Origin of the sequence: Acaryochloris thomasi RCC1774, assembly GCF_003231495.1 — a bacterium.
Lineage (GTDB): Bacteria > Cyanobacteriota > Cyanobacteriia > Thermosynechococcales > Thermosynechococcaceae > RCC1774.
In genome coordinates this window covers 26,052-52,986 of record NZ_PQWO01000026.1, presented here as the reverse complement: position 1 = coordinate 52,986, position 26,935 = coordinate 26,052, and the positions used below count along the sequence as shown (strand labels likewise).

General features: G+C 49.3%; 22 protein-coding genes. 9 read left to right on the top strand and 13 right to left on the bottom strand.

The window, feature by feature from the left end:
* Positions 1-250: 250 nt before the first annotated feature.
* Both C1752_RS24215 and C1752_RS24210 read right to left on the bottom strand, forming a co-directional pair.
* Entirely contained in the window at positions 251-1,435 is a 1,185-nt protein-coding gene (locus C1752_RS24215) for a n-acyl-d-glucosamine 2-epimerase (RefSeq protein ID WP_110988629.1), read from the bottom strand.
* A 49-nt stretch (positions 1,436-1,484) separates the two neighbouring features.
* Positions 1,485-2,579, bottom strand: coding sequence for a CobW family GTP-binding protein (locus C1752_RS24210; RefSeq protein WP_233501862.1), 1,095 nt, complete (start codon positions 2,577-2,579; stop codon positions 1,485-1,487).
* A 757-nt stretch (positions 2,580-3,336) separates the two neighbouring features.
* Between C1752_RS24210 and C1752_RS24205 the strand changes: the two genes are divergently transcribed.
* The 4 genes from C1752_RS24205 (at position 3,337) to C1752_RS24190 (ending at position 10,100) form a co-directional block, all read left to right on the top strand.
* Entirely contained in the window at positions 3,337-4,131 is a 795-nt protein-coding gene (locus C1752_RS24205) for a peptidylprolyl isomerase (protein ID WP_110988627.1), read from the top strand.
* Entirely contained in the window at positions 4,128-7,109 is a 2,982-nt protein-coding gene (locus tag C1752_RS24200; protein ID WP_110988626.1) for a type I secretion system permease/ATPase, read from the top strand. The genes C1752_RS24205 and C1752_RS24200 overlap by 4 nt, the downstream gene beginning before the upstream one ends.
* The gene (locus C1752_RS24195) at positions 7,106-8,734 is read left to right on the top strand and encodes a beta-barrel domain-containing protein (RefSeq protein WP_110988625.1); all 1,629 of its coding nucleotides are present in this window, start codon (positions 7,106-7,108) and stop codon (positions 8,732-8,734) included. The genes C1752_RS24200 and C1752_RS24195 overlap by 4 nt, the downstream gene beginning before the upstream one ends.
* Positions 8,735-8,924: 190 nt before the next feature.
* Positions 8,925-10,100, top strand: a complete 1,176-nt coding sequence (locus C1752_RS24190) for a M20 family metallopeptidase (protein WP_110988624.1) — start codon at positions 8,925-8,927, stop codon at positions 10,098-10,100.
* Here the strand turns inward: C1752_RS24190 and C1752_RS24185 are convergent.
* Positions 10,097-11,719: an NCS2 family permease gene (locus C1752_RS24185; protein ID WP_110988623.1), complete on the bottom strand. Its 1,623-nt coding sequence runs from the start codon at positions 11,717-11,719 to the stop codon at positions 10,097-10,099. The genes C1752_RS24190 and C1752_RS24185 overlap by 4 nt on opposite strands.
* On the bottom strand, positions 11,719-12,588 hold the full coding sequence (locus C1752_RS24180; RefSeq protein ID WP_110988622.1) for an SWIM zinc finger family protein: 870 nt from the start codon (positions 12,586-12,588) through the stop codon (positions 11,719-11,721). The genes C1752_RS24185 and C1752_RS24180 overlap by 1 nt, the downstream gene beginning before the upstream one ends.
* A 181-nt stretch (positions 12,589-12,769) precedes the next feature.
* On the opposite strand from C1752_RS24180, the gene C1752_RS29095 reads away from it, so the two are divergent.
* Complete coding sequence (locus C1752_RS29095) at positions 12,770-13,105, top strand: hypothetical protein (protein WP_199464508.1); 336 nt, start codon at positions 12,770-12,772, stop codon at positions 13,103-13,105.
* Positions 13,106-13,368: 263 nt separating this feature from the next.
* Here the strand turns inward: C1752_RS29095 and C1752_RS24170 are convergent, their stop codons facing one another.
* Together C1752_RS24170 and C1752_RS24165 are read right to left on the bottom strand one after the other, a co-directional pair.
* Positions 13,369-14,685: a hypothetical protein gene (locus C1752_RS24170; RefSeq protein ID WP_110988621.1), complete on the bottom strand. Its 1,317-nt coding sequence runs from the start codon at positions 14,683-14,685 to the stop codon at positions 13,369-13,371.
* A gap of 259 nt (positions 14,686-14,944) precedes the next feature.
* Entirely contained in the window at positions 14,945-15,733 is a 789-nt protein-coding gene (locus tag C1752_RS24165; protein ID WP_110988620.1) for an SDR family NAD(P)-dependent oxidoreductase, read from the bottom strand.
* A 109-nt stretch (positions 15,734-15,842) separates the two neighbouring features.
* Here C1752_RS24165 and hisA point away from each other — a divergent pair, with 109 nt between their 5' ends.
* Positions 15,843-16,610: a 1-(5-phosphoribosyl)-5-[(5-phosphoribosylamino)methylideneamino]imidazole-4-carboxamide isomerase gene (gene hisA, locus C1752_RS24160; protein WP_110988619.1), complete on the top strand. Its 768-nt coding sequence runs from the start codon at positions 15,843-15,845 to the stop codon at positions 16,608-16,610.
* A 462-nt stretch (positions 16,611-17,072) separates the two neighbouring features.
* On the top strand, positions 17,073-17,855 hold the full coding sequence (locus C1752_RS24150) for an alpha/beta fold hydrolase (RefSeq protein ID WP_158535177.1): 783 nt from the start codon (positions 17,073-17,075) through the stop codon (positions 17,853-17,855).
* Positions 17,856-18,192: 337 nt separating this feature from the next.
* On the opposite strand, the gene rbp is transcribed toward C1752_RS24150, so the two are convergent.
* The 6 genes from rbp to C1752_RS24120 all read right to left on the bottom strand — a co-directional run bounded on the left by rbp (position 18,193) and on the right by C1752_RS24120 (position 23,998).
* Complete coding sequence (gene rbp, locus C1752_RS24145; RefSeq protein ID WP_110988617.1) at positions 18,193-18,477, bottom strand: RNA-binding regulator; 285 nt, start codon at positions 18,475-18,477, stop codon at positions 18,193-18,195.
* Between the two features lie 83 nt (positions 18,478-18,560).
* Positions 18,561-18,869: an RNB domain-containing ribonuclease gene (locus tag C1752_RS29775; RefSeq protein WP_110988616.1), complete on the bottom strand. Its 309-nt coding sequence runs from the start codon at positions 18,867-18,869 to the stop codon at positions 18,561-18,563.
* A 31-nt stretch (positions 18,870-18,900) separates the two neighbouring features.
* The gene (locus C1752_RS24135; protein WP_110988615.1) at positions 18,901-20,070 is read right to left on the bottom strand and encodes a DUF4159 domain-containing protein; all 1,170 of its coding nucleotides are present in this window, start codon (positions 20,068-20,070) and stop codon (positions 18,901-18,903) included.
* A 204-nt stretch (positions 20,071-20,274) separates the two neighbouring features.
* Entirely contained in the window at positions 20,275-21,354 is a 1,080-nt protein-coding gene (locus tag C1752_RS24130) for a phage tail protein (RefSeq protein ID WP_199464507.1), read from the bottom strand.
* Between the two features lie 14 nt (positions 21,355-21,368).
* The gene (locus C1752_RS24125; RefSeq protein WP_110988613.1) at positions 21,369-23,576 is read right to left on the bottom strand and encodes a putative baseplate assembly protein; all 2,208 of its coding nucleotides are present in this window, start codon (positions 23,574-23,576) and stop codon (positions 21,369-21,371) included.
* A complete protein-coding gene (locus tag C1752_RS24120) occupies positions 23,576-23,998 on the bottom strand; it encodes a GPW/gp25 family protein (RefSeq protein ID WP_110988612.1) in 423 nt (140 codons plus the stop codon). The genes C1752_RS24125 and C1752_RS24120 overlap by 1 nt, the downstream gene beginning before the upstream one ends.
* A 217-nt stretch (positions 23,999-24,215) precedes the next feature.
* On the opposite strand from C1752_RS24120, the gene C1752_RS28605 reads away from it, so the two are divergent.
* Positions 24,216-24,410 (top strand): hypothetical protein, encoded by a 195-nt coding sequence (locus C1752_RS28605; RefSeq protein WP_110988611.1) that lies wholly within the window; start codon positions 24,216-24,218, stop codon positions 24,408-24,410.
* Between the two features lie 363 nt (positions 24,411-24,773).
* Positions 24,774-25,457: a hypothetical protein gene (locus C1752_RS24110; protein WP_110988610.1), complete on the top strand. Its 684-nt coding sequence runs from the start codon at positions 24,774-24,776 to the stop codon at positions 25,455-25,457.
* A gap of 229 nt (positions 25,458-25,686) precedes the next feature.
* On the opposite strand, the gene C1752_RS24105 is transcribed toward C1752_RS24110, so the two are convergent.
* On the bottom strand, positions 25,687-26,622 hold the full coding sequence (locus C1752_RS24105; RefSeq protein ID WP_110988609.1) for a hypothetical protein: 936 nt from the start codon (positions 26,620-26,622) through the stop codon (positions 25,687-25,689).
* Positions 26,623-26,935 lie beyond the last annotated feature (313 nt).

Sequence of the window (26,935 nt, the reverse complement as noted above, 5' to 3'; positions counted from 1 at the left end):
TTGTAGAGCCGTTGCATTTGCTGCTCAATATTCACTGTGTAAGGATTCATCTCAAACCAAATAGGGGAGGATGCTCAGACTATCATTCTTCCATTGAGGTTCTGGATATTATTTATTCCTCGATCCTAAGCTGCAAAGTCATTTCATGACCTAAGAGGTATAGTTCCCATAGCTGCTCAGGCGTAGGTTCCATTCAGGGTTTAATCCACATTCGATAGACCTACTGGGCTATCCTAACACCACTCAAAACTCAGCAGACACCACTTGAACTCGTCCCCTCAAGCTCTTGCCAGCATAGATATAGAGCGCGCGGCACATGGAAACAGCCCTTCCACTTGCCGCCCTTAAGACTCAGCAGCACTTCACCCTGGCGATTGAGATAGCCAAACCATTCCCCATGCTCAGCATCAACAAAGTGGTTCCAGGTGTAATCGTGAACCTTACAGAACCAGTCCCAGCACTCGGTCCGGCCCGTCAATCGATAGCCCATTACCAACGCCACCAGGGTTTCTAAATGAACCCACCACAGCTTTTGATCCCACTCAAGCTGCTGAGGCGGATGGCCTTCTGCATCCATAAAGTAGTAGATGCCGTCATGCGTCTGATCCCAGGCAAACTGCAGCGTCTTAAGGACGGCATCAACAGCCTGATTAATCAGCTCAGTATCCTGACGACGATGGGCGATATCCATGATGAACCACATGGCTTCGATGCCGTGCCCCGGATTAATCAAACGGCCCTCAAAGCAGTCGAGGTGTTGGCCCTCTGGCGTCACGTTCTCGTAAAGCAGCCCCTGCTCGGCATCCAAAAAGTCCATCATCACGGCCTGAACCGTTTGATTGAGAACCTCTTCTAGGCGGTCGCCCTCTAGCAGCCAATCCATTTCCAGGGACAGATTTGCCAAAATCATCGGTACCGCCAGCGTTTTCATCGGGCGAGTTCCCGGATAGGTCTTGTTGTACTTCCCTTTGGGATCTGCCTGACGATGTAGAACGTTACTGTACGCCTGCTGGGCCACCTCTTTAGCCCAGTCTTCTCCAGAGGCTAAGGCATATTGACTGAAGGCCATCGCCGCAAAGCAGTCGGAGAAAATATTGTAGGGCTGTGTTAGAGGTTGCCCAGCGCGATTGAGAGAAAAATACCAGTTTCCCTGATTGTCTCGGCCTTGCTGAGCGAGGAATTTAGCACCGTTGGCGGCAATCTGCAGCCAGTTTTCCCGTTTCTCTAGCCGGTTATAGAGCATTGAGAAGGTCCACACCTGACGGTTTTGCAGCCAGATAAATTTGTCGGTGTCGTAGACTTTTCCTTCTCGATTGAGGCAGGTGAAAAATCCACCCTGCTCTCGATCAATAGAGTGATGCTCCCAAAAAGGCAGCACGTTTTCGAGTAGCGCATCTTTGTATAGATTTGCCAGCGCCGAGACAGATTGGGGCATTGGGTTGCGATCGCAAAAACAACGCTTCCAAGCTTACATCAGACGCCCGCTAGCCACCGAAGCCCTGACCTCGATTAGGAGAGGTCGTGGCTAAGCATTTTTCGATTTGCGATCGCAACCCTTCGAGATCCAAATTCTGGCCAATCAAAACAAGCTGATTTTTAGGTTCGCCTCTCCACTCCTCATCGTCGAGCGAAAACCGCTTACCACTCAAGTGAAAGACATGACGCTTTGGACTCTCATCAAACCAGAGAATTCCCTTAGCTCGGAAGACATTGAGTGGCATCTGCTCATCTAGAAAATGCTGGAATTTACGCACAGAAAACGGGCGATCGCTCTGAAAAGAGAGAGAGACAAACCCATCGTTATCTAAATGATGAGAATGCTCGTGATGGTCGTGGTCATGCTCACAATGTCCATGATCGTGATCGCAATTATCGTGGTCTCCGTGATCGTGGGCCTCGGCCTGCTCTTCCTTAGCAAAATACTGCTCAGACTCAAACAGACCCACGCTAAGAATCAGCGGCAGCGGCACCTCGCTCTTCACGGTCCGCAAAATTCTGGCTCCCTCTCGCATTTCACGAATCCGAATCTCTAGCAAATCGAGATCAGCCTCATCAATGAGATCGGCCTTGTTAAGCAAAATCGTGTCGCCGTACGCAATCTGACTTTGAGCCGCCTCACTATTGAACAGATCTAGGCTGAAGTTTTCTGAATCCACCACTGTCACAATCGAGTCTAAGCGCGTCAAATCTCGTAAATCAGTGCCCAAGAAAGTCAGCGCCACCGGCAGCGGATCTGCTAGCCCCGTTGTTTCCACCACCAGATAATCAATTTTGTCCGAGCGCTCCAGCACCCGATGAACGGCCTCCACCAGATCATTATTGATCGTGCAGCAGATACAGCCGTTGCTGAGTTCCACCATATCTTCACCCGTGGTGATCAGCAGATCATTATCGATCCCAATCTCACCGAACTCATTCACTAAAACCGCTGTTTTGAGTCCTTCCTGATTGCTGAGAATGTGATTCAAGAGCGTGGTTTTACCGCTACCGAGAAAGCCCGTAATGATAGTGACCGGCAGTCCACGTTTTTCAGTATCCATTGAGGCTGGGATGCTTGTATTCACGGTGGTCTTCGTCATAGATTGCCTTCGAGTAATCCAAGATAAGTTGCGAATGGGATGGCCCGAGGCTCCCCTTGGCTAATATTATGCCGCAGCACTAAGACAATTAGCGAAATCTAAGGCCGCTGGAACCAGCTACACAAGGTCTCCATTATCTAAAGCTAACAACCTCACAAATTCAACTCAGTCATGCATAATAACTTCACGACGCGCCGATTGATAAATTAAGAGCCAGCGCAAAGAGAGGCAAGGCTGTAATATAACTCGGATGTTCTAAGCTCGCCAGAGAAAAATCAAAAGCCTCAAAGACTCATCATGAGCAGTTGAAATATCGCCTATCTCAGTACGCAAGAATAATGATCCAATTTTTCTTCCATGAGCTTGAAACGGCCCTGAGCAGTGTGAGGGTTACGGCTAGTTTACAAATTATAAAGGTCGTAGCAAATCAACAGAAGCTGTCACGGCTCTACCAAGGACTTTGCCTAAGCTGCGAGCTTTTTAATGAAATTGTAGTGAGGGCAACCAGTGATCGTAAGCAAGCTATGTCATACAGTAGTGTTGAAGAATATCTTCGCGCCCGCTTGACTAGAAACAGATTAGAGAGATCATTAAGCTAATACATCTCATATTTAGGTCTTCTGTTCGATCAAAAGTACGATAACAATGTTCTCCAATTCCCGATGTATCTAAAGTCTTACAGCTATTTTCAACGTCAGTTTATGCAAATTTCCGGGCACTCTCAAAGGGTATGGACTAGAGCAGGTGGGCAAAGTCAATGAAAGCAGTTCTTCAGGTCGGTGACCAATCTTTTTCTGCGACAGAGGTGGTGCAACACTTAGTGGCCTATCAAATGCTGCCACAGGTCTCACAGGAGATGATTATCGATCAAGCAATTGCTGAGGTCGAATGCACGCCAGAAGAAGAAGAGCAGGCACGCCAGCAGTTTTTTGCCCAGAATAAACTGACTTCAGATTCAGATCTCCAAGCTTGGCTGCAGCATAATGGCGTTACGCCAGCGCAGCTCAAGCACCTAATACTGCGACCCATTAAGCTAGAGACATTTAAACGCAACACGTGGGGCGCTCAGCTCGGCAATCATTTCCTGAAACAGAAGCAGCACCTTGACCGAGTCATCTATTCGTTGATTCGCACCAAAGATGTTGCGATCGCACAGGAACTATACTTTCGCATCCAAGAAGGCGAAGCGACCTTTGCCGAACTCGCGAAAGAATATTCCCAAGGCCCAGAAGCTCAGACCGGCGGCCTCATTGGTCCCATGGAGCTAAGCCAGGCCCATCCAAAACTCGCGCAGCTCCTCCGCACCAGCCAACCCGGCCAGATTTTCCCTCCCGTTCGCTTAGATGAATGGTTTCTAATTGTCCAGCTAGAGAAACTTCTCCCAGCACAACTCGATGACCCCACAGAAAAACGATTGCTGAACGATTTATTTCAGCGCTGGTTAAAACAGCAACAACAGACCGTTTCGCTGCATTTTCCAGAAGAGAACCCCTCAGAAGAACGAACTGCCTCCCCAGCAGTCCTACAAGAACCAGAGACGGCGGAGCCATGACCTACAGCAAAACGGATATCCAGTCCTTTCTCCAATCAGTCCCTCCCTTTGATCAACTCTCTAGCCAAGGCATGGAGCAGTGTCTAAAGAGCTGTAAACTCCTCCGCTATCGTATGGGGCAAGCGATTGTCGTACGAGACAGTCTCCCTGCTCAAATCGCAATTATCTATGAGGGGCAAGCGCGACTACTGGGTCAAGATCCCCGCAGCAATACCCCCCGTAGCCTCAAGCTACTAGAACCGAGAGAAGTTTTAGGCTGGATCAGTTTATTGCGAAATAAAGCCTGCGAGACAGCCCTCGCATCTCAAGAAACCCTTTGCCTGAATCTCCCAAGCCAGGACTTCTTGGACTTAATTGATACTGAGCCAAACTTTGCTGCAGGTTTTCGCGATCGCTGTAGTTTAGTTGAAGTCTTCGATTTACTGGGTGCTGAACTTGAGCGCCGTGCCGATGGCATCTCCGATCTCAAAGCCCTTTCTCTAGAGGCCCATGACGCGAGCAAGGTGCAGACCTTCTCCAGTGGACAGCATCAACTTGACCTTGATGACCAGCACCTTTGGTTACTCAGTGGCGGCTCGGCCAGTAACGGCTCCATTGGTCGGCGACTCGATCCGACAGAAACACTCCAGATCGGCAAATCTGGGACCCTACGGCTGGTGGGTCTCCCAGAGCATATCATTAGCCCTGCGAACCTTTCTAAACCCTCTATCTCTCCTCCAGTAGAGATCAGCGGCTTGGCTGCAGTCGAAGAATCCGAAGCCATAGAAGTTCCCTACGCCCCCAACGTCCAAACAGAGGATCCCTTTGTTCTCGAGACAGAGAGTCGATCCCGGAAGTATCCTCACGTGAAAGGTCGGGGTCCAACGGATGCTCCGTTGGCCTGCTTCCAGATGCTGGCTCAATATTGGCGCATACCGTTTCGCAAAGACGTCATTCGCCGCATCATAAAAAATCAATTAGCTCGTAACAGCACGGTTTCCCTGACCACCTGCGGTGGGATCGCAGAAATGATGGGTCTCAAGGCCCAACTGATTGAAGCTCCAGCCAATGTTTTTACGCGTCTGCCCACCCCAGCTATTATTGCTTGGCAAGATAGCTTTGCTGTTTTGTACGAGAACTCTCCTAAGGAGCTGGTCTTTGCCGTCCCCGAGCAAGGCATTCGGCGTAAAAAACCTGAAAATTTCCTCGACGACTGGGGAGAATCAGGCCAGGTTTTGTTGCTGGAGAAAACCGATTCTACCCCTGAGAAAAAGTTTGGTCTAAGTTGGTTTTGGCCCTCAGTGTCCCGCTACCGTGGGGTGCTAACTGAGGTCTTGATTGCCTCATTTTTGGTGCAGTTATTTGCCCTTGCCAATCCCTTAGGAATCCAGTTCATCATTGACCGGGTACTGAGCAAGAATAGTCCTGACACCCTCAATGCCTTGGGCATGGGTCTACTTCTTGTTGCTCTTCTTGAAGCCCTACTCACCAGTTTCCGGACCTATTTGTTTGTTGACACCACCAATCGCATTGATATGAGCCTAGGCTCCCAGGTGATTGATCACTTGGTAAGGCTGCCGTTGAGTTACTTCAACCGTCGTCCTGTCGGGGAACTCTCGACCCGAGTTAATGAGCTAGAGAACATTCGCAAATTCCTAACCGGGACGGCCCTCAACGTCGTTCTAGATTCACTGTTCTCAGTGATCTACATCTTTGTGATGCTGTTCTATAGCTGGTTACTCACCATCATTGCGCTCGCCACAGTGCCCCTATTCGCCCTGCTGACCATTCTCGTCTCTCCCATGATCCGGCGACAGGTGCGCGTCAAGGCTGAAGAAAATGCAAAAACCCAGTCCTATCTTGTAGAGGTCGTCTCCGGCATCCAAACCGTTAAGGCTCAGAATATTGAACTCAAGTCGCGTTGGCAGTGGCAAGAGCGCTACGCCCGTTACGTTAGCGAAGGCTTTAAAGCCGTTACTATTTCCACCACAGCCGGCTCCATCAGTGCTTTCCTCAATAAGCTTTCGGGTCTACTACTGCTCTGGGTGGGTGCGGGCCTCGTTCTTCAGGGAGATCTAACCCTAGGTGAGCTGATTGCATTTCGAATTATTGCTAGCTACACCACTAGCCCACTCCTGCGCTTGGTTCAACTGTGGCAGAACTTCCAAGAAACAGCGCTCTCTCTAGAGCGCCTGGGTGATATTCTTGACCATCCACAGGAAGTCAACGAAGAGGACCGCAACAACATCCCCCTGCCTCCGATTCAGGGAGGCATCTCCTTCAATGAGATTAACTTTAGCTTCACGCCGAATGGCCCTCTGCAGCTTAAGAATGTCAGTTTAGACTTCAAGCCAGGTACCTTTGTGGGTATAGCCGGACAGAGTGGATCCGGCAAAAGCACCCTCATGAAGCTCCTGATGCGGCTCTACACGCCCAAGAGCGGGCAAATCCTAATGGATAAGTACGATGTCAGCAAGGTAGAGCTGTATTCTTTGCGTAGCCAGATTGGCATGGTCTTGCAAGATAGCCTACTTTTTGATGGCACCATCCAGGAAAACATTGCACTCCCCGCTCCTGATTCCACATCAGAAGAGATCGTTGAAGCGGCACAGGTCGCTTTTGCTCATGACTTCATTATGGAATTGGGGCAAGGTTATAACACCCGCGTGGGAGAAAGAGGATCCGCCCTTTCTGGAGGACAACGACAGCGAATTGCGATCGCACGTACCGTCCTGCAAAACCCCCAGATGCTGATTTTGGATGAAGCTACAAGCGCGCTGGACTTCAATGCTGAGCGCCAAGTGATCCAGAATCTATCGAAGATTTTTCATGATCGAACAGTTTTCTTCATCACACACCGTCTCAAAACGCTGCAGGTTGCCGATGTAATTGTGATGATGGATCAGGGCAAAGTAGCAGAAATGGGCACCCATGCCGAATTAATGGACCTCAAAGGCCAATACTACTGGCTTTACCAGCAACAGGAGACTCAAGGATGACAAATATTTCTGCGAATGGGCGCCAAACGTCTCCTCAGACGAACGGTCACAACAATGGCAAAAGCATCAGCCAAAACGGGAACGGGCAGCTCCCGATGCCAGCAGAGCGGAATCGCGCCGTTACGCAATTCGATCGTCCAGTCGTGCTCAAGCAGTCACCGCTGTGGTCACGCATTATCATTTGGACCATTATCAGCGGCACCGCTATCGCTATTTTGCTCGCGTTCGTCCTAAAACTTGAAGAAGCGATCCCAGCAACAGGTCAATTAGAACCTCTGGGAGCCGTCAAAGAAATTCAGCCCCCTGTCTCTGGTGTCGTCAGCGAAATTCACGTCAAGGATGGTGAACGGGTCAAAAAAGGCCAGCTCTTGCTTAGTTTAGATCCTGAGGCCACAAGTTCGGAATTAGCTTCGCTACGGCGCATTCGGGCCAACTTAGTACGACAAAATCAGCTTTATGCTAATCCAACCCTGGGAAGCGGTAGTGAACAGATCGGAAACTTATCCTCCCGACGCTCTAAAACACAGGATCGTCAAGCTCTCATTGAAGAGAATCGGCTTCTGAGAGCCCAGCTCAGTGGCGAAGCAACCAGCTCTAATTTTTCAGCAGAAGAGTTGGCGCGCTTGCAATCTGGTCTGGCACAGAAATCATCGAATGAAGCCAGTTTGTCCGCACGCTTAGCCCAGCTCAGTGAAGAGTTGGCAGCCAAAAATATTGAACTTGAGCAGAACCAAATTCAGCTAGAGAGCAGCAAGGAAACCCTAAAGCTTAATCAAGAAACAGCTAATGATATCAAAGAGGTTTTTGAAAAAGGTGGAATTGCGAAAATCCAGTACAAAAACCAGTTAAACGAGGTGCAAACAGGGCTAGCTGAAGTCGCCCGCCTCCAGAAAGAAGAGATTCGGTTACGAAAAGAAAAAAGTCAAATCCTAGAACGCACAGCTCAGACACGGGCGGAAGGGCGCAACCAAGGTGCCACTGACAAACGAACCATTCAAGACCGTATGGCAGCCAATCGGCAAAGTATTGCGGGAATTGATAGCCAGTTAAGCAAAGAAGCGATCGCAGACGACAAACAAATTGAAGATAATAAACGTCAAATCGCTGAAATCGACAACCGCCTGAACCAAGCACAGGTGACGATGAAATACCAAGAGCTAAGAGCACCCGTCGATGGTGTCGTATTTGACCTCAAACCCAACACCAGTGGTTTTGTGGTCAACGCTAGCGAGCCAATTTTAAAGATTGTGCCTGCAGATAATCTACAAGCCAAGGTTTTCATTACCAATCAAGAGATTGGCTTTGTGAAACAAAATTTTGAAAAAAAAGGAGAACTTAAGGTCGATGTTCGCATTGACTCCTTCCCTTTCAGTGAATTTGGTGATGTCAAAGGAACACTCACCTCAATAGGGTCCGATGCACTGCCCCCGACAGAAGTGCGCCAATTCTATAGTTTTCCCGCGACGATTGATTTAGAAGAACAAAGGCTTACCAAGAATGACCTTAACCTGCCGCTGCAGTCTGGCATGTCAGTCAATGTAAATATCAAAGTTCGTAAGCGAACGATCATGAGCATCTTCACAGATAAATTCACAAAGCAGGCTGACAACCTCAAGCGCCTCTAATCAGCAAAATATTAAGCTTCCGTATAGTGGATCGAGCACCAATTTAGGCCGGAATGTCGGCTTTTATACGCATTCCTGAATGTTTATTGGCATGCAGAGTTTTTCTGTATCCGTTTATCCTAGGAACAGATAGCCTTTAGCTTTTCTGATCCAGCACGACCTGACCAAAAGTCGTGATCGTCCCAAATCTATGCTTACCCAGATTAAAAACCTAGCCGAGACCCTTGCACCTCGTCTTATTGAAATCCGCCGGCACCTTCACACCTATCCAGAGCTCAGTGGTCAAGAACACCAAACGGCAGCTTATGTTGCCGGAGTATTGTCCTCCTGCGGTCTCCGAGTAGAAGAGGGAGTTGGTAAAACGGGAGTCGTCGGTGACCTTCGAGGTAGCGGTCAAGATCTTCGCCAGTTAGCCATTCGGACTGATATGGATGCCCTACCCATCCAAGAAATGACGGAGCTCACATTTGCTTCACGCAAGCCAGGGATCATGCATGCCTGCGGTCACGACATTCACACCACCGTGGGATTAGGAACCGCCATGATCCTGGCAGAACTGCAGCTCCCCGGTAACGTTCGTTTCCTATTTCAGCCCGCTGAAGAGATTGCCCAAGGAGCCAAGTGGATGATCGACGATGGCGCTATGGAAAACGTCAGTGCTATTCTTTCAACCCACGTCTTCCCTAGCATTCCTGCCGGTACCGTTGCTGTTCGCTACGGTAGCTTAACAGCTGCTGCCGACAACCTAGAAATCACAATCATCGGAGAATCAGGTCACGGCGCTCGCCCCCACGAAGCAACAGACGCCATCTGGATTGCAGCTCAGGTCATTACAACACTTCAACAAGCTATTAGTCGAACTCAAAATCCACTCCGACCAGTGGTGCTCACCATTGGTCAAATCAATGGAGGACGAGCCCCCAACGTGATTGCCGATCAGGTCCATTTGCAGGGCACGGTGAGATCATTGCATCCAGAAACTCGCGAGCAACTCCCCCAGTGGATCGAAGCAATAGTCGCGGGTATCTGTCAGCCTTACGGCGCCAAGTACCATGTTGATTTTCAGGCCGGAGTTCCTGCAGTGCGCAACAACACCGGTCTCACAAAGCTGATTGAATCTTCCGCCCAACAACTCTGGGGATCAGAAAAAATCCAGGTTCTTCCAGAAGCATCATTAGGAGCCGAAGATTTTTCCTTATATCTAGAACATGCGCCAGGTTCGATGTTTCGCCTGGGTGTTGGACACCACGAACGGATCAATCACCCACTCCATCACCCTGAATTTAAAGCTGATGAATCCGCTATTGTTACGGGAGTAATGACAATGGCCTATGCAGCCTATCAGTACTGGCAAACATCTGGCTAAGGCCTTTGTTCAAGATCTGCTTCAAGAGTATTGTTTTTCTGTAGCCGAGTCCGCCAAGCAGCATAGAGAAACAACAGGGTAAGTAATAAATAACTAACAGCCCACTGCGCTCCAGCCCCCCATCCCAGTTTCACTACGGTGTCAGTGGGCGTCCACTGGAAGCTGTGAATCAGCCCTATCCAGGAGAGTAATGCCGCGATCAATGACCACAGAGCCGCTTTCCCAAAATCTCGATCAATAATGTAAACCGTCATTCCAGACAGTAGCATTGCAGATAAAATAACGCCCTGCTCTAGTGCAAACGCCCCTTCAATATAGATATCACTCAGCCGCAAAGCAGGAACCAATACGTCGGGTTGAAAGGGTTGCTCCGGCGTCCCTAGTCCTGCGGCTCGGAAGCTATTCTTTGCGATCAAAGCAGCCCATCCAGCAATCCCAGGCAAAAGACCTACCACGACCGCAGGTGCATGGCGCAGGGGAGTCACCGTGAAGCTCTGGGCCACGATCACGATGCCAATCCACAGAACAATCGCCATCCCGGCATCAATTGGCACTAAATACGTCAGAATGCTGATGCTGCCTGTCAAGCAAAGCACACCTAAAACTAATCCATTTAGCCAAGAGTATCCAACTCTAGCCCCCATCTCCTTCCAGCCGGGATGCCCGATGTAGATAGTGGTAGGAAAACAGGAGCCACAGAAGGCTGCGACGATGGTACCAATGCCGTTAGCAGCTAGACAGGGGGTTGTGGGATAGCGATCTCCCGCCGCCGCCGCACTTTCCAGATTCTGCAAGCTGCCCACCAGATTGAACAAGCCCATTGGCAAAATAATGGTGAAATACTGCAGCAACACGCCTCGCTGCTCCCAAAGTCCACCAATCCAAAGCTTAGGTACGTATACACCCAAAGAATCTATCGCCGCACTCCACTGCTGACCGTCCCAGATCGTTAACCCAGTAGTCCACGACAGCAAAACACCCAGTAGAACCGCAAACAACCCGCCTGGAATTCCAAACTTAACACCCCCAAAGTAACTGAGCAAAATGACGCCCAACGGCAAAATGCCCACCATCGGATTGGCAAACGTGCGAAACAAAAAGCCGATCGCAATAAACGTCAGCGCGATTCCCGCCAACGTCGAGAGCATCGCGGCACGAGGGGCAACCCTTCGTAATCGCTCCCCGAACCAGGCACCACCTAGTTCAATCAAACCCGATCCCAGACAAGCAACCAGTCCCGCCTGCCATGCGGTTTCTGCAGCTTGCGCCGGACTGCTCCCCTGATTGATAGCCAACAGCTTAACCGGCAACATCACCAAAAAAATATAGGCAAACAAACTCACTGTATTGATGCCGTAGGGCAGCGCCGTTAAATCATCACGCTGTTCTCGCTTCCCTTGCTGATAGGCCAGCCAGCTATAGTAAGCATTTCCTAGAATCAGGCTCAAGGCCACTCCAGGCAAAATACGAGCAAAGATTAGTTCTGCAGGGAAACCCAATACGCCCTGACACAATCCCACAATCAGTAGAATCTGAATTAAGTTATCAACCAACAGGCCAAAAAAACCATCAATATCCCCAGGCACGAACCATTTTGGGGATGCTGTTAGAGGCTGCATCAATCAGAATCTCGGCTCAACATGGCCATCATCATAGCCTGCTGTCCCGTTCGCTGATAAACATCCTTCAGATACTCCAGTAACTTTTGCCCATCAGAAATCTTGGACGGTGTTCCGGTGCCGGTCTGGGAAAATGATTCAGTAGGCATCGGCCCCAAAACATCAATCACGGTCTCAGACGTTGGGGGAGGTGCGATCACCACTAAAGAAGGATCAAGCTGCTCGCTATAGGACCAGAACCCTGCGTCAAGCTTCACAGCAGTAGATGATTCAGTCTGTTGTTTCTGCTCCTTTGATTGATCTGTTTCAGAAGTCTTACTGCGATTCTGACGCAGCGCCTCAATAATAGAAGTTTTTGTCCGTCCCCTTAACTGAAATAGAATAAACGGATCCTGGCTAAATTGATTTCCTAGGAGATAGTAAACCGCTCCGATGTGCTTACAGGGGTTAACCGGATCGGGGCAGTTGCAGCGGCTGTGAATATCAAACTTGCTAAACGGAAATAGGCTCAATCCACTAGCGGTAAAGGCTTCTTCTATATTCTGCGGCATTTCACCAGCCAGCAGCTTGGCAGCAAAGATAGCGCGTTGTGATAGTTCCTCAATCACATAAGACCACTGCTCATCATCAAAAGGGTCAAGGGACAGAGTGACCTCATAGGGGTCTGGAGCCGTTCCTTGAACTAGAGCTGAGACCTCTGGCCCTTCGAAGGTCAGCTCTAACACTCGTCCTTCACGCACGTAATTGCGTGCCCTTTCAAGACGGCGACGCCATCCGAAGGATTCTAGAACGTCAACCCAGCGCTGTGCCCACCATTCTCGGCCATCGACGCCTGTTTCTCTAACTGCTGATCCTGCAGAATTAACCATGGCAAAATAACGAGGCTTTCCTTACTCGATCGCGTTTGTCCTAGACGTTCATCATAGCTTGGCTTAGAAAGCCAGAACTCAGCGAGATCGCATCTTGCTGACAAAATCTGCGGTTAATCAGAAAAAAGGTCATGTTGTCTCTATGATGAGTTGTGTCTAGGGCTAGCCGTTAGGCTAGTGATTGAAGAGACGACAAGTAATCGTCCCAAAGGAGATTGCTCTGAACAGCTCATTAAGGCAGCAATCATACGAAGGTAAAAACCTCTTCATTGGTATTGATGGTCATAAATACACCTACTCAGTTGCAGTGGTGATGGAGGGAGGGCTGGTCAAGAAATGGCAGACGTTAGTAGACCCAGTGAAACTTGCCCATCAGCTCACAGCCTATTTTCCTAAAGCCCTGCTCCATAGTGTTTACGAAGCCGGCTTCTCAGGCTTTATCTTGCATCGGCAGCTAACAAATGTAGGCATCGCTAATCAAGTCGTCAATGCCGCCAGCATTGAAACGACAGTCTAAAATCGGGTCAAAATAGATCAACGAGATGCTCTCAAACTCTCTGCATTGATTGAAGTGAGGCGTTTGCCAGGAATTCGTATTCCGAGTGAAGCAGAAGAATCTCATCGATTAGTATCACGAACACGCCAACAATTGGTTGAGGAACGAACTGCCGTCAAGAATAGAATTCGAATTGAGGGCTCATCAACGGGGATTGATAACCGTCGAAGATCGACGGCGGATGAGCCAGACCTGACCTTGTCTCGTAAGCAGCTCCATCCCCCTCATCTTTGGATCGGCCTTCGAGTTCGCCTGTTCGCTTGTCTCTTGGACTGAGGCTTAGCCCTTCTTCTGCTCCGTCGCTGTATTTGTCTGGGTGCTGCTTGATAAATCGCCCTTCGCTGCCCGTACTGCCGGGAAGGGGTTGAGGTTCGACTCGGCGGCCTAACCCCACGCCTTCTTTGGAGACGACTTCTGCGCTGTTGAAGAGGCGTTTGCTTCTTCTTTACCGTTTTTGTCTTGATTGCTTTTCGAGGACTTGTCCTAACGACCTTCCGCTTTTTGATAGGTGCCGCTTTTTGATTCGGCTTGATCCGCTGCGGTGAGAGTTTGTTTCTCTGCTCAGTCTTGCGAGGGACAATTATCTCTCGCTTCTGCCTCTCTGTTGGCCTGATTGGCGGTGGAGCCTGCGTGCGTGAGGGCTGTCTCTGCCTTTGTTGGGTAGTCTTTGGCCGCGGCTTGACAACCTCTGATTGCTTTACTTCTACAGCTTTCTTTTGAGGACGCGGTTTTGCGGGCTGCTGCGGCAGCGCTTTCCTTTTTGAGTGAGGAGAATGGACCTGCTGCGACTTCATCTTTGACGGCAGCGCTTTGTGGGCGTCTCCTCGCTTTTTCGCCTGCATAGGTTTGTGAGGCAGATGTTCGTGCTGCTTGAAGTGAGATTTAAAGTGCTGCTTTTCTTTTAGATGTTTACCTTTTAGAAAATGCTTGTGTTTCAGATAGTGCCTGTGCTGCAGCCGCCTGCCGTGATGGCCTCCGAGGTAAGGCCAATAGTAAAGGCCTATACCGCCAAAACCGATAGCCCCAAAGTGGGTATAGCTGCTGGCTACATCATGGCAATAGTGGCTTTCCGGCCATTGACCAGAATCGTAAAGAACGGTCTGCGATGTGGTTATGGTGTAGGTAAATGAACCTTCTTCAAGAACGCTCTCCGTATCTTTATCAAAGATTAGATATTCAATCTCGTGGATGCCGTCAGTCTCTCCGAGCTTTTGTAATGAGAAATCTGACGATCCTTTACTTTCCTGTTCGTACGCCTTCTCCAGACTTTCGCCTGTCGTTAGGCTCGTTAGCTGAACTTTCCGGCTCTCAGCAGGCGGCGTCAAAAAAGAAATGAACCGAATATCGTCGCTGGCCGCAGGTCCAGACCATTCGCTACCGGGACAGTCTCCCCCAAACTGGGCTAGATACCCCTGAAATGTGGTGGTAATCTCGTCTGTTTCTAGCCTCAGGCCAGCTTCTCCTGGCACTTGGCTATAGGCTGTCGTCCCTGTCGCGATTAAACAGGGAAGCGTGAGTGCAGCAACAATTGCCCCTTTCATGTCCAGTTCTTCCTTGGGAGTGAATTTCGGCAGCCCTACAGAATCTGTATCAAGACAGATTTCTATGGGGCGCTGTATTGATGGCCTTAATCTCTCTCACACCGGGCAGGATGACGGGGCTGGGGTTGTTAAGAACGAGAGCGGTCTAAGCGTCTCTTCTGAAAAACAGCCTTAATCATTGCAATACTTTAATTCTATGTCATGGGAGAAAAAGAAAACTGAATCTCCTGTTACTGTTTGTGAATTGAGTGACCGCAACCTACTTTGTTGCTGGAGGCTGCATCACCTTAGCAACGCCCTTCACCAGCGACTGACGCGGCCAAAGCCGAGGGACATTGCTGATTAGCCAGTTGCTGATACCACCGGTCACAACATTTGATTGTTTCTCGGCTAAAGCCTGAAGCGCTTCCTTGACGACCTCTTCTGCAGGGGTTGCCTTCTGACTGCCGCCCGCGAGGGCTGAGGGAAACTCTGCGGCTTCAAAAAACTGGGACTCGGTGGGACCGGGGCAAACTGCCAATATAGAGATGTTGTGCTTGCGATTCTCTTCCCACAGGGCTTCGCTAAAGCTCAGGACGAAGGCTTTGGTGGCAGCATAAACTGATAGGTAGGGTAACGGCTGAAAGGCGGCAATAGAGGCCACGTTGATCATGCTGCCTGACTGGCGCTCTATCATTCTGGGTAAAAACTGGTGAGTGAGATCCACTAACGCTGAAATATTGAGCTGGATCATGTCGAGCTGTTTTTGGCGGGGGCGATCGCAAAATACGCCATAGTCCCCAAAGCCCGCATTGTTAATCAACAGATCAATGGGCCAGCCTAGAGTTTCCACTGCCTTGTAGACGGCTGTTGCGGCTTCGGGTGTCGTTAGATCCTGGACAATCACCTCGGCTTGAATCGAGTGTTGCGATCTCAACCGTTCCGCCAATTGCTCCAGCTTGTCCTTTGATCTCGCTACGATCACAACATCCATCCCACGCTGCGCGAGTTCCTCGGCGAATGCCTCGCCAATCCCAGAAGATGCGCCAGTAATTAGTGCCGTTCCCATCCTGTCTGTTCGTCCTCTGACATTACGTCTTCAATATAAACTGAGCAGCAGCAACCAGCAGAGCCTGAAACTGCTTCAATGGAACTAGTTCCCTACTCTCAAAGCAACAATGGAAATTCTCCCTGCCATCGACTTACTAGAAGGACGCTGTGTGCGTCTTTATCAAGGTGACTATGAGCAGTCACAGGTCTTTTCCGAAGATCCGGTTGAGGTGGCGAAAAGCTGGGTGGACCAAGGGGCAAACTGGCTTCATCTGGTGGATCTTGACGGCGCCAAGACTGGGGAGCCGGTCAATCTTGAACCGATTAGCCGGATTGTAAACGCCATTGATGTGCCCGTGCAGGTCGGGGGAGGGATTCGCGATCGCAACCGGGTCACCCAACTTCTTGATCTCGGAGTAAATCGCGTCATTCTCGGCACCGTCGCTATCGAAAATCCTGAGTTAGTGACGCAGCTCTGCCAGGAGTTCCCGCAGCAAATTGTGATTGGCATTGATGCCCGTGACGGCAAGGTTGCTACCCGGGGCTGGCTAGAAACCTCAGAGATTGAGGCCATCGATCTCGCTCAACGTATGCCTCATGCTGCTGCTATCGTCTACACCGATATTCATCGTGATGGCACATTGAAAGGTCCGAACATTCCCATGCTGCGCGAAATGGCCCAGGCCATTGAGGTGCCCGTGATCGCCTCTGGTGGCGTCAGTTCGGTGACCGACTTACTGAGCCTGTTGGCGCTAGAGCCTGTAGGGGTTAATAGCGTCATTGTGGGGCGGGCGCTGTATACCGGTGACGTTGCTCTGAAAGAGGCGATTCAGGCTGTGGGACAGGGACGCTGGCAAGATGTGCCGCCGGACTTAGGTTCCTCAGCCACTGCCTGAGGGTTGTGTTATCTCTGTAGATGAGTTGTGTCTAGGGCTAGCCGTTAGGCTAGCGATTGGAGAGACGACATAACCCATTGGGGAGTATTGGATTAATTGGGGGGTAGGGGGTATTGGATCTATCTGGCTCAAGATGGCAAGCAGTTCATTTTCCTCTTTGGCGGCGGAACGAAAAAGTGAATAGTGCCCTCTTGTGTACTCAGTTCTGACACTTTCTATTTCACGTGTCTTGGCATGACTTCTGAAAAGTTAATGTGCCAAAACCAAACAGCTTATGCAAATCGGTTATGGGCGCTTTGCATCATTGAACGATGGGCCGTGCCTAACTAATGGTCATTATCAACCAGGCTGCCTCGAAATGGCTCATTCCTGATTCAGAGATGCTGATGGAGCAAAATAGGATCGTCGTTGCTGCGGTGGAGAAGATGCAAAATGCCCAGAACTAGGATCGGTGATATTGAGATGTACTACGAGGTTCACGGCAGAGGTGAACCTATCGTTTTGATTCACGGCTTGAGCATGGATAGCAGCACATGGCTCAATCAAGTTTCTGTTCTCTCACAGAAGTTTCAAGTCATCGTGTTCGATAATCGCGGTGTTGGACAAACGGATGCTCCTAATGAAGATTACTCAACCGAAATGATGGCAGACGATACGATTGCCTTGCTACAGTTTTTGAAGGTGGATAACGCTCATGTTTTGGGCTTTTCAATGGGTGGCATGATTGCCCAAATCGTTGCGCTAAAATGCCCAGAATTAGTGAAAAGTCTGATACTCAACACAACCGCTGCTCAACTTCCTGCCAAAGCAAAATACATAGTTCAGAACTGGCTGAGAATGCTTAACGAAAATGTATCTTTAGAAACCCGTATACGAGAAGGGTTTTTGTGGGTTTACACAGACGATTTCTTTAAACATGACGAAACGGTGACGGCTTCAGTCAATCTTGCGAGTAATCATCCTCATCCGCTATCTACACATGGTTTTGCCGGACAAGTTGCTGCGCTAATTAAGCATGACACGCGATCTCGAATCAGCCAAATCTCAGTTCCGACTCTGGTTTTGATTGGTGGAGATGATATCTTCATTCCTGTGGAGTTTTCAGAAGAACTTGCTGGCAAGATTCCAAAAGCTGAGCTAGTAGAATTAGAGCGTGGCGGACATAACTGTTGGATGGAATTCCCTGAGCTATTCAATCAAGCTGTAATGCAGTTTTTAGACAGTGTGACATCGAGCGAGCCGTGAAAGGGATGCCGTTGTCCCAGCAGGCGAACAACTATGCTGTACCGGAACATAAAAACATGGTCGGTTGATGCAACGGTTGTCTGCGTTCGGAGATCGCGATCGTTCAGCAGCTATTATCGGCTTTAACTTAGACTATTGTTGCCCAACCAAGAATAGACAACATTATCGATCGTGGTTTTTTCTTGAATCCTGGTTGTCCCATTTTCCTCGAAGACCAGCATTGACCTTGTCCCGACATAGAGACAGAGGCATTCACCAAAAAGGGACTGCCCAAAAACAGTCCCTTGCGTTTCTATTGATAGAGCTGCGTTATCGCTAGCAGCCTAAATCCAAGAAGTTACCAGCCAGAGCCACCACCACGATTACCGCCACCGCGATTTTCTCGGGGCTTCGCTTTGTTGACCTTGAGCTGGCGTCCCATCCACTCGGCACCATCAAGGGCTTCAATAGCTGCTGTTTCCTCGGCCTCTGTATTCATCTCCACAAAGCCAAAGCCTCTGGGCCGTCCAGTTTCACGGTCAGTAGGGAGTTTTGCACTTTTAACAGTGCCATATTCGGCAAAAGCACCGCTCAAGTCTTCTTCGGCCACATCGTAGGATAGATTGCCGACGTAAATTGACATAGATTGTTGTCCAGAAAATGAAGGTAAAGTCGCACAGTTTCGAAAAGACTGTGCTTTGCTATTCTAGCGGTGTTGATAGGAAGCTATCCATCTGCTTCTTGAATCAGAACAATCACGATGAATGAGACGGAAGTCTGTACATCATCATCAACGTATACTTCTGCCCCAGCCAAAAAGTGCCCCTCTCGCGACAACTCTGTATACGTCAATCCTTCCCAGGATTCCTCGCTCAAAATTCTCGGCAGCATGGGGCTGTTGCCTTGTCGGTGATATCGGGTTTGCGTGGTTGCGATCGCGCTTCGGTCTAGCGGGGAGTTTATAGGGATGTGGTCTGAGATATAGATGATATGGAATTGGATAGTCGCGCCCGTGTCTGTTTCTTCGATCCAAATCGCGTCATCAGTACTTCACTTTTCTTGTTCCTCAAGCAAACATTTGCCTGCGTTTCCACGCAAAGTGTAATATATTGACCCCTAATTCCTGGGCCGTTCTTATTTCATCTCGAGATCGCAACAATCCCTCATCTAACCCCCACAGTCCGGCTAAGTTGCCAATGGAGAGAATAATCCCTCCACCTGATAAAAGCTGAATCCTAGTTTGATCTGCCACCGGCAATGCAGAGAACAGGAACGGCTTCATTCGTAGCGGGTGGTCACGGCGGGATTCTTGCAATGACTTCAACGGTGTCTGTAGTTGTTGAGCTAGGATCTGAACCGATTGAATCAGCTCTTTTGCGTCACTGGGGGCATCCACCAGTAACGTTCCTCCCTGCTCCAGAAACCTAGACAGCATTGAACATTGACGGCTATTCAGAGATAAGCTCTCGCGTCCTGTCAAGTAGATCAGCTCATAGGGCTGTAGATCGTCTTCCCAAGTGACCTGATCCACTGTTTCTGCTCCTCTCAGTGATGGATAAATATCTTCGACGGAGCGCGATAAATAGGTGAGATTAAAAAAATTGCGGCTACAGTCTGCACTGCCGTGCTGCAGTTCTGCAATGCGAACTAAGCCCTGGGGGCGGGCCTGAGCCTGATGGCGATAGCGCAGATCGATATCGCCGTATCCAGGGAAAAAGACGTCGCTGGGTTTTGAGATGGAAGACTGCTGCTCTCGCAACAACACGCGGCACAGCTCCACGTCTAACCGACCGGGGGGACGACTTCTTTCATCAATCCTGAAGGTCTCTTGGACAACTTCGTGGTCAGGCGTATCCTCTAGCTGATCGGGATCTCGGTATTGGGCGACCAGGTATACGGTGAGTGGCTCTGACTCCTTGACCTCGGTGGCCAGCCGAAAATTCAGCGGCTGCGGCACAATAATCAGATTTCCTTCTAAATCGATCGCAATTCCGGGCTGAATCTTGACCCAGCGAGAATCACGATATTCTGCCGCAACTGATTCTGGAGCTGGAATCGCATGAACTCCTAAACCGCAAACGATGCCGGGTTGATTGAGCGACTGATAGTGAACGTTTTGGCGCTGGCGATGGTAGGCATGGGCACGCTGCCAGCGTTCGGCATTGAGGAGGAGGCCGTCTTTGACTTGTTGGCGCTGTAAGGTTGCGATCGCAGGTGTCGGAAATGAATGGGCCATGACTATCTCTCCTTAAAGTGGCTACTGTATATATATTTTTCTGATAGGCAGCATGACTGCACTGCCCCCCGGAACTGGGGAAGCTAGGCTTCGACGTGAGCGCTCAGCAGACGGTGGGGAAGTGCATTGAAGTCTTTTCATAATCTGTGTATACGACCGTCATCGCTGAACTCTAGATTTTGTATAAAACAGACCATAATTTGCTTAGCGATGTTCTATCCATAGGTCGTAGGTACAAAACGCTGGTTTTTCCTGTTCAATGATTCGCCGAACAAGCTGCTCATCGATGGGATAATCTGGTTCACAGCGTAAGCGAACCTCAAAGTGGTAGGCTTTGCCACCTCCTAAAACCGTATCCACACCCATCTGGGCCACGCCTAGTAAACAACCCTGTCCAGACGGTTCGGTGATGCTGATTGATTTGTCTTCTTCCCGGCTCATCTCTTCGTCGAGCGGCAATCCTGTATATAAATGCAGATAAAATCGCAGTCCTTTACGGGTACCCCGTGACCGATAAATTTCTACCGCTCGGCGAATCAGTCGCCGCTGCTGGGTCAAACTAAGCTGTGCATCAAGGGGCCAGTCTACCCAGTGGGCTAAAAACGGCAGCAGCGATTGCGGAGCCGTTAATGGATCTAGATTGGCCCACATGGAGGAGAAGCTATTCACCACTGGATCGAAGGCTTCCTCGAAGATTTTGACGAACCGATGAATGACGTCAATTTCTTGATAGACCGTGGGCAAAAACGTGGTGTAAGTGCTTCGGGGTCGAACGTAAAGTTCAAAACTGGACTGCTCAATAGGCGATGGCCGTAGGCCGGTCGGAGACCGTCGCGTTGCCTCTGACTCCGATGTTGGGCAAACGGACAGACAGCCCCGAAAATTTAGTTCAAGATGCTGGACAGAATGGGTAGACAAGACCTCCTGGTCTTCGAAAAACGCTTGAGGCACCCGAAACCAAAGGTCAGTGTACCAGCTTTTCTTAGCCGGGACTTCCACCGTTACCAGGTGAGTTGATCCCTGTTCCAACGGGGCTATTCTTTGTGGCTCTGCCTCCGTTTTACACCACTCTAAGGGAAAGGTTCCATCCAGCTTTAGGGTGAGCTGCTGGGCTTGCGATTCCCAGTTTTTCAGCTCTAGAGCAACCCGGCAAAGTTCGCCCGGATGGACCACAATTTCTGATTGTGATACGGCATTTTTCTCAATCCCGACATCACTTCCCGACTGAGCAATTGAGTCAGGAATCTGCATAGGCGTGAGCTGGAGGCTGACACCTTTCGTCATTAGAGCTGACACCATCAAGCCCTCATGGCAACAGCTTGGGGCGTCAGGACATTGACGCTATGTCCGGTTCGCTCATGGATATCTGCCCACGAACACAGCAAGCCCAGGGGACCCGGATCAATACAGGGAACCGGTGTTGTTTGCCGCTGCCAGGTCTGTCCGTTGTACTGAATAGGGAATAAAAGAATGGCACCTAGATACTGAATACCGATCCTCTGCTGGAGCAGAGCCATAATGTCTGAGGGATAAACTGGGCGACCGAAGGGCCAGCCGTCCCTCTCGGGACCACCCGTTAATGGATTGAGATAGCGATACAGATCGACTTGAATTTGGTGCAGGATTTCAGCCTGGGCAACCGGATTTTGATAGGCTGGTTCCAACGTGACCTCTGCCTGTACAGAAACGCCCACGTAGTTGGGCTGCTGGAGCTGGAGCTGCACGCCGAGCAACCGTCTCTCGTCTAAATAATGCATGACCTGCTCCCGCAGCGCAGGATTGAGATTGAAGGTCTCTGGTGCGATGCCCTGCCCCCGATCAATCAGATCGGTATTGGCTTGGGGGATAACACAGATGCTAACGCTGCCAGCCGGTTGGTTTGCTGATGTCGGTAAGCATTTTGATCTTGCGATCGCACCCCCGCTTCCTTTTAAGGTCAAGGCTTCAAAGTCGGCTGCGGTTACGGCCCGATCATGCGATCGCAACAAATGCGGAGCGCGTAAAACCGCCTGATTCAGGGACTCAGCATCTGCCCCATTTACCGCTGCCTCATGGTTTGTCACCTGAGCCACGTAGGGAATGGTGGTCTTCAGAAAATTCAGCGTCCGTGCCTGCACATTCCCCTGCTTACCACCCCCCGTCCGATAAGAGAACATCAGCTCGGCCCCTCGGGGCGGAATCTCGCCATATTGATGCTCCATCATTTGAGCATCGAGATCTTGACCGGGCGCTCTTTCTTCGGGGAGAACCTGCTGCAGGTAGGCACGAGCCTGAGTTTGGCGCTTGAGGGACTGAGGCTCGCGAATCAGCGGCCCCAGTTGAAGCGTGCCCTCCAATGAATTAATCAGATAGTGGCGATCATGTGGTCCAGACTCCGCAAAGTCCTCCACCTCTTCCCAGATCTCGGGGGGCTGTCCCGGCGGGGAAACAAGTAAATGCTCTCCTACTCGACGCTCTAGAATCGGAGCCGTCTGGATCTCAAAACTCTGCCCCGGCTTCCCATTGCTAACGCCCAAGGGTTCATCCTGCACCTTCACACTCTGGCTGGCCTGAACCGACCCACCCATCGCCCGGAGACCCATTGTTCGGATTCGAGGCGGATGTGAATATCCCGGCTGATGAGCCGTCGGCTCAGTCAAGATACAGCGTAGCCACCGCCCTCGATAAGCCGCAAAGCTCTGAGCAGCCCAGCACTCTGGCAAATGGAGCGTCACCTCTCCGCTGGGTTCTGACTGCCTGCCTTCGACCTTATGCTCATTGAAGCTAAAGCCATTGGTCGTATCATCGGCCTCCTGAAGTAGCACATTTATCCAAGCCTCACCATCCCAGGCTTCCCAACGGCGGGGGGGATGATTGGGATCGATGCCCGTTGGGGTTCCTTGGGTTCCAGTGAAATGAATCGCCAGCACATTTCCCTCCAATAGTGCGTCTGGCTCGAAGACAAGGCAGAAGCTATGACCGGGCTGCGGCTGCTGTGGGAACACCATGAATTCATGATTGGATGCCAGACTGCTCTGCTGAGGTTGCCACTCCCCCGTATGGTCGTTTAAAGACTGGAGAGAATCGCCCACCGCTGACAAAATATGCTTAATTTGCGGCTGACCAATCACCAAATCTCGGTCCGTGCTGAAGCTAATAGCCTCTTGGGTTTCTGTTCGCTCTGTTGCGACCTCGGTTCCCATTGGAATTGTGTAGTCTTCGAGTAAATTCGTACTCAGATAAAACGTGAGGCGAGCCTGGGCCGAGGCCGGGGGCTGCAAACGAATTCCCAATAGCTCTAGAAACGCAACATAGTTTTTACGCGGTACCTGGTTAAACCGCATCAGCATCTGATCGGTAAGCCAAGAGAATAGCTCAACCAGTGTGATTCCTGGATCACTGAGATTATGATCGGTCCATTCTGGGCAATAGCGGGGAATACGGAGCAGGCACTCTTCAACTAAATCATCAAAGCTCCGGTCATCAAGGCGAGAGCTGGGGAGTTCGGGTAGAAAATCAAATTCCATTAGTCTTCCTCAACCTCTGACTGTAAATAGAACGGATAGACAAAACTGTAGGGATCAGGATGAGACTTGAGACGGTAGTTGATCACGATATTGACCCGTCCCCTGATCGAGTCGGTATCTGTGCGCACCTCATCAAGTAGAATCCGAGGCTCCCAGGTTTGTAGTGCCTCTTGCACATAGATTCGAATTCGCAGCAGCGTATCGGTATTCATGGGGGCGAACGCCAATTCTGATAGCCGACAGCCAAAGTTAGGGCGATACAGACGCTCTCCTAGATCAGTTCGCAAGATCAGCCAGATCGACTCTTTGACTTTCTGGGCCTCAGAGCTGAGCTGGAGTCCGCCCTGCACATTGACCTGTAAGGGAAAAGCTAGACCTGTCCCCAGATGTTCTTGTGGCTGCTCACCTATGAGATATGCCATACTTTTTGCCCTCAGAATTCGGGTATGAGAATCAGACTATCTGGCAATCAGTAAGTCTCTATCAGTCGAAAGTCTAGGTACGCAAAGGATGATATGGCCACAAACGTAGATTCATTGATAATTCGGCGGCATAGCGTCACCCAATCTATCCGAAGGTAGCAAGGAACTCTCTAAGGAAAGCTGTAGAGTCCAGTTTGATGTACTTAACTCAGGCAGTATGGCTATCCCCACAGCTAAGCCTTTTGCGATTTATCAAACCTCCCAGGGCATAGAGTTGCGAACTGAACAGGAAAAACCGACCGATTCTGAACTAATCTGTCTCGTCTCTCACTATCAGTCTGCAGTGAGAATTGCACGGCAAGCGGCAGAAACTCGCCATCAGCCCCTCATGTCTTTTGTCGGCTCGAGATAATGAGCAGGAGCATAGAGCGAGACATCGGCCTTAATTGCAGAAACAGTGCTTCCCGTTCTCATTACTAAATACATCTGCTTCTCTGTGTCGGTTTAGATAGACTCGGCTTGATTCATTGTTTCCTATTTTCTTCTTAGTACAAGGTTTTGCATGTTCCAGCGACAATCTTCAGACTCTTCCTCTGATCGTCTACGACGACAAGCACCAACGCCAGAGCGAGGGCGCAGTGCAGATGGCGTAACATCACGAAGAACGACCCAAGAAACGTCACGACCCAGTAGACAGGGTGATGCTGGAACTAGCAATGTACTGAGCAAGGTCTCCGCTTATCCTCCTAAACGAGGCACCTCAGCATCGGATTTAGTGGAGCCTGATACAAGCGCTGAAAGAGAAAAATTCTTACAAGACTATCCAGTCGCAGCCAAGATGGTGGAACAGATCAATGAAACCGATCCGCAAAAAAGCCTGCAGGCATTAAAGGAGGCATTTCTCAAATCTGGATTTACTTACAGTATGGCTGCTACCGCACCCGAGGCTTTTCTTAAGGGAAGAAAAGATGGAGACTGCAGTACGCTGGCAAGAGCCTATGTCAAAATTGCCCACGAGTACTTTGGTATTGAGAATTTAGAGGTCTGTTCTAAGACGAAAGACTTTTTTGTCCCTGGAGGCGGGAAAGTTTTGGATCAAAACAATGCCACAGGGAACGTCGATGGTGGAAAGCATTGGGTCTTCACCAGTCACTATTGGGTTGACTCTCCTATTGGTTCCATCGATCTCCTTTTCCTTGGAAAAGCCGCTAATGAAAGTGCATGGATTGATCAAACTGATGAGGGAGGAGTGGATGAGATTGGCTACCGTGAATTTGGAAAATACAGGGTGTACGAAGCAAAATATACAGGATCGAGTATTGCGGACAGATATGCCACTGATCTAGCGGCAGCAAAAGAGGGACAGGAGTCGTCAAAAGCTGACTTAGAAGCGATGTCTAAACCTGGACAAAAAAGCTCCTCAGGCTGGGGAGCATTCTTTAATCGATTATTTGATTGATGCAAACTTGATGGCGATCCAGATATTTAATATTAAAATCTATATTCTATAGCTGTTGACTCCCTATCTAAAAGAGGATTGAAGTACGCTTGTTAAAAAAACTGATTAAATTAGGCGTTATTTTACAAGAAAAATCAAGAGTTAAAGCTTTAGGTTGATGCAGAAGTTCGTGTAAAGCTTACGCTGGTCAGTACGTGTTTCAATGAAATTATTTACTTTTATCTCTGTCTCATCCAGCTTTTAGCTTACCAATGACTAGTTCTTTGTCATCACCAGATACATCTAGCTTAAACGCGTTAGGTGAATCATAAGAATTTATTAGCCAATTATTATCAACAAAATTTGCTCCACCCGAGGTGTATCCAGCATTTCGCTCGACAACAATAATGTGTTTGTTTACAGAGTTTATGCCTACGACTGCAACAGCGTGAATTGAGCTTTCTGGTTCATCAGGATTAAAAACCATAAGTCCTTCATTTATATTTAAGTTTGAGGTGTCGAAGTTATAGCTTTTAGGCTGTTTAGGCAGGTTTTCTGTGCTTATATTATTTTCACTTATGCTAAAGGCTTTACGATTTTTATCGCCATGCTTATTTGACCCCAAATAAAGATTGACTTTTTTGTTTTTATCATCCTTGTCCCAGTCTTCAATTTTTTGTTCGTCTGCGTAATTAATAATATGTTCTGTAGATTCAATACAGCTTACTGGTAATTTGAAATTTCTTTTTGCTACGAACCTTTTTTGAATTGAGTTCCATTCAAGGACTGACTCATTGATCACCCAGTCTTTTCGCTTTTCACCCTTTTGAAGAGCAATGCTCGTGTGTCCCGTCTCTTTGGTAACGCGTGCTCCTTTAGATGCTTGATCATACTTTTTCTTGCTAATGGTATTCAGATCATATATTTCTATTTCTTCCCCGTCTCTTTCAACAGTACTGACATTCTCACGATAATAATTAGATCTTTCATGGCAGTTATTGACTTCTTCGTCGGGGCTTGGGTGAACTTGAGTTATTCCTGCAAGTAAATTCCTATTATGTCTAGATCTTAGATTTCTCTGGGTATCATTATCCTCACTGCTATCTCGCCCTCTTTTTTCTACTAGTCGTGGTGATTGTCGTCGTGAGTCTTGTCTTGCTGGTGCTTGTCTTGATTCTGAATACATAAGATCATTCCTGGGTAGAAACTTATGAGCCTTAGTCGTGTTCAACTAAGGAGTGAGGATTTAAATTCTCGGTGTAAGCATTCTTTTCATAGATGCAGCTGATCGGCATATCCTGTTGTGATCATTGCTGGTAACTCGTGTAGTACCGAAGAAAATATTTTACTCAATACCCTGGTTGTGTTTGATGTTTGGACCTTCGTCATTGCGAAAGCCCGCTTTATTGAGGTGTTCATTATTGTCGTAGAAATTCCTTCACTATTTGGAGGTATTTGCCCAATGACCTAGATGTTGGACCAATTTTTTGACCGTTGGT